The 11,334-nt window shown below is 70.1% G+C and carries 5 protein-coding genes; all 5 read left to right on the top strand.

The features are described from left to right. The first annotated feature begins 73 nt into the window (after positions 1–73). On the top strand, positions 74–1,036 hold the full coding sequence (locus TA90_RS02855; RefSeq protein ID WP_043534517.1) for a carbohydrate ABC transporter permease: 963 nt from the start codon (positions 74–76) through the stop codon (positions 1,034–1,036). Further along, positions 1,033–2,469, top strand: coding sequence for a GH1 family beta-glucosidase (locus tag TA90_RS02850; RefSeq protein WP_043534516.1), 1,437 nt, complete (start codon positions 1,033–1,035; stop codon positions 2,467–2,469). Before TA90_RS02855 ends, TA90_RS02850 begins: the two co-directional genes overlap by 4 nt. Positions 2,470–2,688: 219 nt before the next feature. Further along, positions 2,689–3,708 (top strand): LacI family DNA-binding transcriptional regulator, encoded by a 1,020-nt coding sequence (locus TA90_RS02845; protein WP_043534515.1) that lies wholly within the window; start codon positions 2,689–2,691, stop codon positions 3,706–3,708. A 333-nt stretch (positions 3,709–4,041) separates the two neighbouring features. Further along, positions 4,042–6,957, top strand: coding sequence for a LamG-like jellyroll fold domain-containing protein (locus TA90_RS02840; protein ID WP_147513332.1), 2,916 nt, complete (start codon positions 4,042–4,044; stop codon positions 6,955–6,957). Positions 6,958–6,971: 14 nt separating this feature from the next. Continuing rightward, positions 6,972–11,334 (top strand): hypothetical protein (locus tag TA90_RS02835; RefSeq protein ID WP_043534513.1); only part of this gene is annotated, 4,363 nt, incomplete at its 3' end.

Genomic DNA, 11,334 nt, shown 5'->3' with positions numbered 1-11,334 from the left:
CGACCCCGGCCCCGCAGACGGGCCTGGACGTGACCCCCGGTGCCGTCCTCGTCGACGACGGGAAGGACCAGCGATGAGCACCACCACCAACTCCCCCTCGGTGGCCATGACCGAGCAGCGTGCCGGCAAGGGTGCGGCGCGTGCCGCCCGGCGCAGGGCCCAGCGTGAGGACCGCCGCCGTGCGGCCCGCGTGGAGCACCGCTCCTTCGGGGTGAACCGCCGGCCCGGGTGGGTCACCTACGTGATCCTCACCGTGGCGCTGCTGGTCTCCGCCTACCCGCTGTGGTTCGCCCTCCAGCTGGCCTCCTCCACCGCGGCCGACATCGCACGCAACCCCATCCCGCCCCTGCTCCTGCAGGGGCACCTGGTGGAGAACGTCCGGCGCGTGCTCAACTCCGACATCGACTTCCTCGGGGCGTTCGTCAACTCCGTCATCGTCTCCACGGTGGTGTCCCTGTCGGTGGTGTTCTTCTCCACCCTGGCCGGCTACGCCTTCTCCAAGCTGCGCTTCCGGGGCCGCGACGGCCTGCTGACCTTCGTCATCGCCACCATGGCGGTGCCCGCCCAGCTGGGCGTGGTGCCCCTGTTCATCGTCATGGCGAAGCTCGGGTGGACCGGTGAGCTGGTGTCGGTCATCGTGCCCGGCATGGTCTCCGCCTTCGGGGTGTTCTGGATGACCCAGTACATCCGTGACGCGCTGCCCACCGAACTCATCGAGGCGGCGCGTGTGGACGGGGCCTCCATGTTCCGCACGTTCTGGTCGGTGGCCCTGCCCTCGGCGAGGCCTGCGGCCGCGATGCTCGCCCTGTTCACCTTCGTGGGGTCGTGGACGAACTTCTTCTGGCCCTTCATCGTCCTGGGTGCGAAGAACCCGACCCTGCCGGTGGCCCTGCAGCTGCTGCAGGCCTCCTACTTCAAGGACTACTCGCTGATCATGGCGGGCGTGGTGGTGGCGACCGTGCCGCTGCTGGCCCTCTTCGTCCTCGCCGGACGCCACCTGGTGTCGGGCATCATGCAAGGAGCTGTCAAGGGATGACCACACTGACCTTCCCCGAGGGATTCCGGTGGGGCGCGGCCACCGCCGCCGCCCAGATCGAGGGCGCAGGGCACGAGGGCGGCAAGGGTGACTCCATCTGGGACACCTTCTGCCGTGAGCCCGGCACGATCATCGACGGGTCCGACATCGAGGTCGCCTGCGACCACTACCACCGGGTTCCCCAGGACGTGGCCCTCATGCAGGACCTCGGTCTGGGCACCTACCGCTTCTCGGTGTCCTGGGCGCGGGTCATGCCCGACGGGCACACCCTCAACCCCGAGGGCCTGGACTTCTACGAGTCCCTCGTGGACCAGCTGCTGGCGGCTGGGATCCGACCCTGGCTGACGCTGTACCACTGGGACCTGCCCCAACCCCTCCAGGACAGGGGCGGGTGGACGGAGCGCGCCACCGCACAGGCCTTCGCCGAGTACGCCCGGACGGTCTACCGGCGCCTGGGGGCGAAGGTGGACACGTGGACGACGCTGAACGAACCGTGGTGTTCCTCCCTGCTGTCCTACGCGTGCGGCGAGCACGCCCCCGGGCACACCAGCCCGGAGGAGGCGGTCGCCGCCGTCCACCACCTGCTCCTGGCCCACGGCCTGGCCGTGCGCGCCATCCGCGAGGAGGCACAGGCACGCAGCGAGCAGCCCCGTGTGGGGATCACGCTGAACTTCTCCACCGTCCACGCGTGCGATCCCACCGACGAGGGCGACCTCGATGCGGCGCGCCGCATCGACGGCCTCGCGAACCGGCTGTTCCTCGACCCGATCTTCCGCGGTGAGTACCCAGCGGACGTCGTGGAGGACATGCGCGCCGAGGCCGACATCCTGGCCTCGGTGGAGCCCGGGGACCTGGAGGTCATCAGCTCACCGATCGACGTGCTCGGCGTGAACTTCTACAACGGGCAGCAGGTGGCGGCCCCCGTGCCGGGGGAGGAAGCGGCCGTGGAGTGGCGCAACGGCGCGGGCCTGCTGCGACGCTCCCCCAACGTGGGCTCCGAGGGGGTGCGCATGGTGCCCCGCGACCTTCCACACACGGCAATGGGCTGGGAGGTGGACGCCGAGGACCTGCGTCTGCTGCTCGTCCGACTGCACCGGGAGTACACGGGGCCCGTGGGCGTCCCGCTGGTCATCACGGAGAACGGGGCGGCCTACGAGGACCACCCGGACGCCGCGGGCTTCGTGGACGATTCCGCCGACCGCCTGGCCTACGTGCGCGACCACCTGGCTGCGGTCCACGCCGCCATCCAGGAAGGGGCGGACGTCCGTGGCTACCTCGTGTGGTCCCTGATGGACAACTTCGAGTGGGCCTGGGGCTACACCAGGCGCTTCGGGATCGTCCGGGTGGACTTCGCGACGCAGCAGCGCACGCCGAAGGCATCGGCCCTCTGGTTCCGCGAGGTGAGCCGCACCAACAGCATCGAGGTCGGCTGAGGGCATGGGGGGACTTCCCCGGGGTCAGCGGCGTCGTCCGTCCACGCACGAGGGCGGCGCCGCCCCTGTCCTCTCCGTGGACGGGCGGGCGGAGCGGGCTCGGGCCCACCACCGGAGGACGGGCGCTGTGGCGCTGTCCGGTCCGTGGCCCGGCGCACCGGGTGGTTCCACAGGGTTGATGGGTATCGTGGCCGGATCTGACACGTGGAGGGGGCGGACATGTCGGTGGATCCCAGATCGGCGGTGACGCTGGAGGACGTGGCCCGCGCGGCAGGGGTCTCGCGGGCCACGGCCTCGCGCGTCGTGCGTGGTGACAGTGGCGTGTCGGAGCCCAAGGCCCGCGCGGTGCGCGAAGCCGTGACGACCTTGCGCTACGTGCCCAACCGGGCCGCCCGCTCCCTCGTCACCCGACGCACCGACACGGTCGCCCTCGTCGTGCCCGAACCGGACCAGCGCATCTTCTCCGACCCCTTCTTCGCGATCACGGTCCAGGCGGTCTCGGAGGCCCTGGAGGACACCGACATCCAGCTGGTCATGGCCTTCGCGGACCGGGCCGGCAGCCACCAGCGTCTGCGTTCCTTCCTGCACGACGGCCACGTGGACGGGGCGATCGTCGTCTCCCACCACCAGATCCCCGGGCAGATCGAGACCTTCATGCGCGCCGCCATCCCGGTGGTGTTCATCGGGCGTCCCGCCCGGGCGACCTCCTCCCAGGCGTGGGTGGACGTCGACAACCGGGAGGGGGGCCGCATCGCGGCGCGACGGCTCCTCGAGGGCGGGTCCCGCGCGCCTGCCGTCATCACCGGCACCCTCGACATGGTGGCCGCCCAGGACCGGCTCGAGGGGTTCACCCAGCAGATGGGGGAGGCGGGGACGACGCCCCTGGTGGTGCAGGGTTCCTTCACCCGCGACTCCGGGACCCGCGCGGGCACGGAACTGCTGCCGATGATCCGTGGTGGCCAGGTGGACGGGGTCTTCGCCTGCTCGGACCTCATGGCCCTGGGTGCCATGGAGGTGTGGCGGCGGGAGGGTGTGAGGGTCCCCGACGACGTGCGGATCGTCTCCTTCGACGACCTGGAGGCGGGTGCGCTCGCGGACCCGCCACTCACCTCCATCACCAACCCGGTCGAACGGATGGGACGCGAGGCGATCCGGATGCTGCGCGAGCGCCTCGAGAACAGGGGCACGGAGCGCCCGGTGCTGCTGCCCACGCAGCTCGTGCCCCGCGTGTCGGGGTGAGCACCTCCGCAGACTGACCACCACCCGTCCCCGAACGGGCCCGAGAGGGCATTCCGGACACTGGCAGATGCAGGTGTCCGACAGCATTGGCCGGCCCAATTGCGCGGGATACCGTGGCGGAGCGGTCGCACAACCTGCCCGAGGGCGCCACCGTCGCGCCGGGAGTCCGCACGGGGACTGTGAGTGTCCTCGTGGCCCGGCACACGGTCCCCGGGCGATCGTGCGGGCGTTCGACGCAGGTGCCGGGAGCGATGGTGATCGGCGTCGGTGGCTGGTTCTTGATGTCGGTTGCCGACGGCTTCGCGGTCGTGGGCCCTGTCGCTGGGTGGTGCCATGAATCTGGGTTCTGGTGGAGTACGGGCAGTTGGCCTGGTGGCAGTGGTCGGACTCCTGGCGAGTTTCGCAGGTGTGTGCGGAGTCGCGCCTGCGGCGACCTCGGCACCGACCGACGATCCCGCGTGCACGGGCACCGCCCCGACCATTGAGGATGCCGGCGCCCTGGCCGCCTCCTGCGGGGAGGACGTGGTGGTGGCTGACCTGGTCGACCCGTGGTCGAGCACTGTCGCGCACGCGGATGGGACCCTGGAGTGGACGTCAGGCATCGACGCCGTGCGTTCGCGGACGGCGGAGGGTGGTTGGGTGCCCGTCGACGCCTCATTCGCTGCCGCCAACGAGGGACGGATCGCCCTGGTGGCTCCGGCCGTGGCGATGTCGTTCAGTGACGGGACTGCGGGGGAGCCCCTGGCATTGCTCTCCAAGGACGGGTACGAGCTGTCCCTCGACGTCCCTTTCGACCTGCCGGCTCCCGATGTCGAGGGCGACGGTGACCAGCTCGTGTATCCAGGGGTGCTCCCCGGCGTGGACCTGATCGTGACGGTCGCGCAGGACGGTTCGGGATTCGGTGAGGTCCTGCGGATCGCCACTCCTGAGGCGTTGGACCAGGCCGCGCTGTCGGACCTGGTACTGCCGGTGGACCTGGACGAGGGATTGACGTGGGAGTCCGGCGAGGACGGTTCCCTGCAGGCGGTGGACGAGGACGGCACGGAGGTCTTCCTGTCCCCGCGGGCGGTGGCATGGGACTCGTCGGCCGATGTCGTGGCCGTGGCAGGCCGGAGCTCAGGGGCTCTCCGTGTGACGGCGGACGGTCACGGGAGAGCACTCCCGGGTGGGGACGGCGACGCGCCCGCCGATGGTGCCGGTGTCGTCGGGGACCGCACGCGCAGCCCACTGGAAGGCGATGCCGTCGCTCCGCTGGACGTGGAGGTGGTGGGAGGGGATGACCTGGCGTTGAGCCTGGACGAGGACCTGGCGGCGTCCGCGCAGTTCCCCCTGTACGTGGACCCCTCGGTGTCGGGTTCCCTGCAGGGCCGGGCGTACGTGCAGTCCGGGTGGCCGACCACCGCGCACTGGAACGACGTGACGAACTACCAGGTGGGCGGGTGCACGGCGGAGTTGGGGTGCTCGCCGACCAGCGTGAACAGGTCGTTCTTCCAGTTCAACGGGTTGGGCAAGGTGGGCGCGGCCACCGGTGACGACGTCCAGTCGGCGACGCTGACGCTGTACGGGCAGCACTCGTACTCGTGCACCGCGACAGAGGTGCAGATCTGGCACACCGGGGGGATCAGCTCGTCGACGACGTGGAACGCCCAGCCAGCGCTCAAGTCCAAGCAGGCGGCGCAGACCCTGGCACACCGGGCAGCGTGCGGGAACCAGCGTGACGTGGCGTTCTCGGTGACCCAGGCAGCGAAGTACACCGCAGACCACGATGCGTCCCAGGTGACGTTCGGGGTGTTGGCCGGGAACGAGGGCTCTGCTTCGGGGTGGAAGCGGTACGAGAACCCACGTCTGTCGGTCACGTACAACCGTCTGCCGGGAGCACCGACGAACCTGGGCACCACCCCGGCCACCTCCTGCGCGACGTCGGGCACCTTGCCGGCGATCAATGACACCACTCCGACGTTGTCGTGGAAGGTGGCGGACCCCGACGGCGGGAACGTGATCGGCAACCTGGACGTGGTCGAGGTCGGGGGATCGGGCATCCACTGGGACATGCCGGACGTGACGGGGGTGTCACCCGCCACGTTCACCAAGACGGTCCCGTCCGACAAGGCACTGGTCAACGGCAGGACGTATGAGTGGCGACCCGGGGGCAAGGACGTCGGTGTCCGCGCCGCGGGCCGGTACGGCCCACAGGCGAAGTGCCGGTTCGTCGTGGACACGGGCAAGCCGTCGACGCCCACGGTGTCGTCCCCGGTCTACCCGGAGGACCAACTCTCCGGGGGCGCGGGACAGTCGGGAACGTTCACGGTGAGCGCGAGCGACGCCGAGACGGGGGTGACGTCGTTCAGGTACTCGTTCAATGCCGACGGACTGGGCTCCAGTCTGGGGGCCTCTTCCGGTTCGGCGCAGGTGGCGTTCACCCCGACTTCGGTGGGTTCCCAGCGACTGTACGTGCAGTCTGTGGACCGGGCGGGCAACCGGTCAGCAGTGCGGATGTACAGGTTCAGCGTCCACTTCGCGTCGACCGCGGCGACGTGGCACATGGATGAGGCGTCAGGGGCGAGCGTGGCGGACGCCTCCGGCGGGGGGCATCCCCTGGCGCTGGCGCCGTCGGTGACGCGGGTGGCGGGCCCGTTCGCCGAGTTCGGGACCGACGCCGGGGACCACGCGCTCGCCTTCGCCTCGACCTCGGACACGGCGACGACGAGTGGCCCCGTGATCGACTCCTCGGAGGACTTCACGGTCACCGCGTTCGTTCGCCCCGGCACCGCGCAGTCGGCCACCCAGGTGGCCGTCAGCCAGGACGGGCAGTCCGACAGTGCGTTCAAGGTCGGGCGCCTCTCCTCTGACCGTTGTCCGACGGGACTGACGACCTGCTACGGATTCTGGAAGACGAACGCCGACGGGACGGGGGATGCTGCGTTCGCGATCTCCCAGGCTCCCGTGGTCGCAGGTCGCTGGGTCCACCTGGCCGCGGAGTACGAGGCCGCCACCGGGCAGATGAGTCTGTACGTGTGCGATGTGGGGACGCCGGAGGCACCGGGGTCGGGTGAGCCCGTCCTGGGGAACCGCAGCGACACCTACTCCGGGACGAGGTGGTCGGGTGGGGGCGCCGTGCAGGTGGGCCGCGGGCGGGTGGGCGGTGCGTACGCGGAGAACTGGACCGGCGCAATCGACGACGTGCGTCTGTACACGAGCGTGTTGGACGTGGATGGGATCCGATCCATCTGCACCGGTGACCTGAGCTGAGGACGGAGACTGCGATGAGCACGACACGGATGGTGGGAGTCGCTCCGCGAGCAGTCGCGGCACTGGTCACCGGAGCGTTGGTCCTCGTGGGGCTGTCGGCGCCGACGCAGGCGGACGATGATCCGTCCGCAGCCGAACGCCAGGCGTGGAGTGAGCAGGAGCGCCGGGCATGGGGCGCACAGCTGTGGCAGGACCGCGAGGTGGAGGACGCAGCCGTCGCAGTCGAGGCACCGGCGGTCGATGCTCCTGATCCGACCGGACCCGGGACGACCGGGTGGGCGCTGGCGCAGGGTGGTGCCGATGCGGCGACCACTTGGCCGACCCCCGCGGCAGTCGAGGTCTCCCCGACTGCCGCGGGCACCAGTGCGGAGGTGGGTGGCCTGCCCGTCACCGTCGCGACGACCGACCCAGCGACCACGCCGGGCGCGAGGAGATCGGGCAGCGGCGCGGCAGGCAGTGTGGACGTCGAGGTGGTGGCTGCCGGCCAGGGAGTCGCGGGCGGCGCGGACGGCATCCTGCTCGCGTTGACACCGCACGTGGATGCGGTGGAACCGACGCCGTCGACAACTCGGTCACAGCCCGAGGCAGAGACCGGAGCCGAGTCCGGGGTGGAGGACGAGTCCGAGTCGGGACCGCAGTCAGGTGCGGAGGCGGAAGCCGAGTCCGGAGTGGAGGACGAGGCCGGGTCGGGACCGCAGTCCGGGACCGAGCCCGGGCCCGAGTCCGACACGGGGTCGTTGTCGGGATCTGAGCCATCGAAGGGTGGTGTGGTGGCGACGACGAGCGCGGTCGAGGTCGCCCTGGACCTGTCCGACGTGGCAGCGGGCGTCACCAGTGACTGGGCATCCCGGTTGAGGCTGGTGCGCCTGCCCGCCTGTGCGATGACGACGCCGCAGGTTGCCGCCTGTCAGAAGGGCACGCCCGTCACCGGTCAGGACCTGGACCTGGACACGATGACGCTGTCCGCCACGGTTCAGCTGGACGCACCTGCCACCACCGCGAGGTCGAGCGTCGCCAGCGTGTCGGCGGCAGGTGGTGCCGCGGCGACCGTCTTGGCGGTCTCCGCCGGCGCCTCGGGAGCGGGCGGGAACTGGTCGGCCACCCCGCTGTCGTCGTCCGCCTCGTGGCAGGTGAGTGCCGGGACGGGATCCTTCGACTGGACCTACGCGATGCAGGCGCCCGCGGTGCCCGGGGACCTGGCCCCCGACATCTCCCTGGCCTACGACTCGGGATCCCTCGACGGGCGCACCGTGTCGACGAACAACCAGACATCGGTGGTCGGCGACGGGTGGGAGCTGTCGACGGGCGGCTATGTGGAACGCAAGTACGTTGCCTGCGCCGATGACATGAAGGCGACCTCTGCCGGCAGTGCGAACAATGCGTCGCACTCCACGGGTGACCTGTGCTGGAAGTCCGACAACGCCACTCTCGTGTTGGGCGGGAAGGCCACCGAGCTCGTCAAGGACTCCTCCAACGGCTCATGGCGCCTGAAGGAGGACGACAACACGTTGGTCCAACACCTCACGGGTGCCTGGAATGCGGACAACGACAAGGAGTACTGGAAGGTCACCACCTCTGACGGCACCCAGTACTGGTTCGGGAGGGACAAGCGCTCAGCGGCCGACGCCCTGGCCCTGAACTCCTCATGGACGGTGCCCGTCCATGGCAACCACCCCGGCGAGCCCTGCTACCAGGCGACCTTCGCGGCTTCACGCTGCCAGCAGACGTGGCGGTGGAACCTGGACTACGTCGTGGACACGACCGGGAACTCGATGACCTACGTGTACGCGCGTGAGGCGAACAACTACGGCCACGACCTGGGTGCCGGGGTGAGTGCCTACCAACGAGGCGGCTACCTCACCCGCATCGACTACGGCACCCGGGCCGGATCCGAGGCCTCCAACTCCCCGGCCCGCATCGAGCTCTCCTACGAGGAGCGGTGCGTGAAGGCAGCCGCCGACTGCGAGCCAGGCGATCTCACGCAGGCCTCGCAGTCGCGCTGGCCCGACGTACCCTTCGACCTGATCTGCACGTCCTCCACCTCGTGCCCGAACCAGTACTCGCCGACATTCTTCACCCGCAAACGCCTGACTTCCCTCACCACGAAGATCCTCAAGGCCGACGGCACGTACCGCGGCGTCGACCAGTGGAAGCTCACCCATACGTTCCCGGACCCTGGGGATGGCGACCTGTCGGAGGCCGTGCTGTGGTTGGCATCCGTGCAGCACGTAGGGCTGGGAGCAAGTGCGAGCATCTCGCTGCCGGCGACGACCTTCTCGGGGACCCAGGCCGCCAACCGGGTCGACACCCAGCTCGACGGACGCCCCGCCATGACCCGCTACCGGTTGACCGGAATCACCGCTGAGACCGGCGGTACGACCGCCATCACCTACTCCTCCCCCGACTGCTCCGCATCCTCGCTGCCAGCGGCCCCGGAGTCGAACTCGCGCCGCTGCCTGCCCGTGTGGTGGACACCTGCCGGGTCGGTGGACCCGGTCATGGAGTACTTCCACAAGTACGTCGCGACCCAGGTCACCACCTCCCCCCAGGACACGACCTCCGAGCAGGTCGTGACCTCCTACTCCTACAGTGGAGGCGCAGCCTGGCGCTACACCGACGACGAGCTGACCCCCGCCAAGTACCGCACCTGGTCCACGTGGCGCGGCTACCCCACGGTGGACGTGTACACGGGTGCGCCCGGGGACTCGGCCGCCCCGCAGCAGCACACCCGGTACCGGTACTTCCGGGGCATGGACGGCGACCGCGCCTCCGGCAGCGGGGGCACCAGGTCCGTGCAGGTGGACCAGATCACGGACCACGACGCATTCGCGGGAATGGTGCGCGAAGAGATCGTCTACAACGCCTCCAGCGAGGTCCAGGGCACCCTCTCCACGCCGTGGCGCTCGAGCGCCACCGCCACCGGCGCAGGATCGAGCTCCTACCACGTCGGGGTGCAGGCGACCCGCACCCGTACCACCGCCCCCGCCCTGCCGGGTGGGGTCCGGACCACCGCGACGACCACGACCTTCGATTCCCTGGGCATGCCCACCCAGGTCGAGGACTCCGGGGACGTCACGACGTCGACGGACGACCGGTGCACGCGCAGCACTTACGTGCGCAACACGTCTGCCAACATCCTCGACACCGTCCAGCGCAGTGAGACCGTGGCCAAGGCCTGCGCCACCACGCCGACACGACCCCAGGACGTGGTCGCCGATCAGCGCTATGCCTACGACGGGGCGGGCGTGGGTACTGCACCCACGAAGGGACTGGTCACCACCACCCAGCAGGTCGCCTCCTACAGCGGGTCGACCCCCTCCTACGTCACCACCGCGACCGCGACCTACGACAGCTACGGCCAGCCATTGACGAGCGCCGACGCGCTGGGGCGGACCACGAGGACCACCTACACCTACACCCAGGGCCTCATGACGAAGGCCACCGTGACCAGTCCGGACCCCGACGGGTCCGGAGCGGCGACGGCGCTGACCACCACCACGGAGCTGGACCCGGCGTGGGGAGTGGCCACCAGGACCACCGATGCCAACGGACACGCCACCACCGGCACCTTCGACGCGCTCGGCCGCCTGACTGCTGTCTGGGAGCCGGGACGTGTCCAGGGAACTGACACCGCGACCACCACCTACACCTACACCGTTGGATCCTCAGCCCGGTCGTCCACGACCACGAAGACGTTGAACTGGGACGGGTCCGCGTACGTGACCAGCACCGTCATCTACGACGGTCTCGGCCGCGAACGCCAACGCCAGGAGACCTCCGCCCACCGCGGGGAGACCGGGCGCCTCATCTCCGACACCATCTACGACTCACGCGGTCTGGCCGTCACCGCCACCCAGCCCTGGTACACCACCGGAGCACCTGCCACCGGCCTGCTCGCCACCCCGGCGAGTGTGCCCGGGCGCACCGAGACCACCTACGACGGCGCAGGGCGTGTCACAGCCGAGATCTTCGAGGTCAACAACACCGAGCGGTGGCGCACCACCACCACGTACGGCGGGGACCGGGTCACCGTGGACCCACCCGACGGGGACACGCCGACCACCACCCTGACCGACGCCCGAGGGAACACCACCGAACTGCGTCAGTACACCGGCACCACGCCCCAGGGCTCCTACCAGGCCACGGCCTACGCCTACGATCCGGCAGGGCGCCTCACGGGCATGACGGACGCCGCGGGCAACCACTGGGCCTACACCTACGACCTGCGTGGGCGGCAGGTCTCGGCGTCGGATCCGGACGCCGGTACCACGACCACCAGCTATGACAGTGCTGATCAGGTCCTCACCACCACCGATGCGCGTGGGAAGACGCTGGCCTACACCTACGACGCGCTGGGTCGCAGGACTTCTGCGAGGG

This window comes from Actinomyces polynesiensis (assembly GCF_000820725.1).
Lineage (GTDB): Bacteria > Actinomycetota > Actinomycetes > Actinomycetales > Actinomycetaceae > Pauljensenia > Pauljensenia polynesiensis.
Note: the sequence above shows the minus strand (reverse complement) of the source record. Positions and strands in the feature narration are given on the sequence as shown.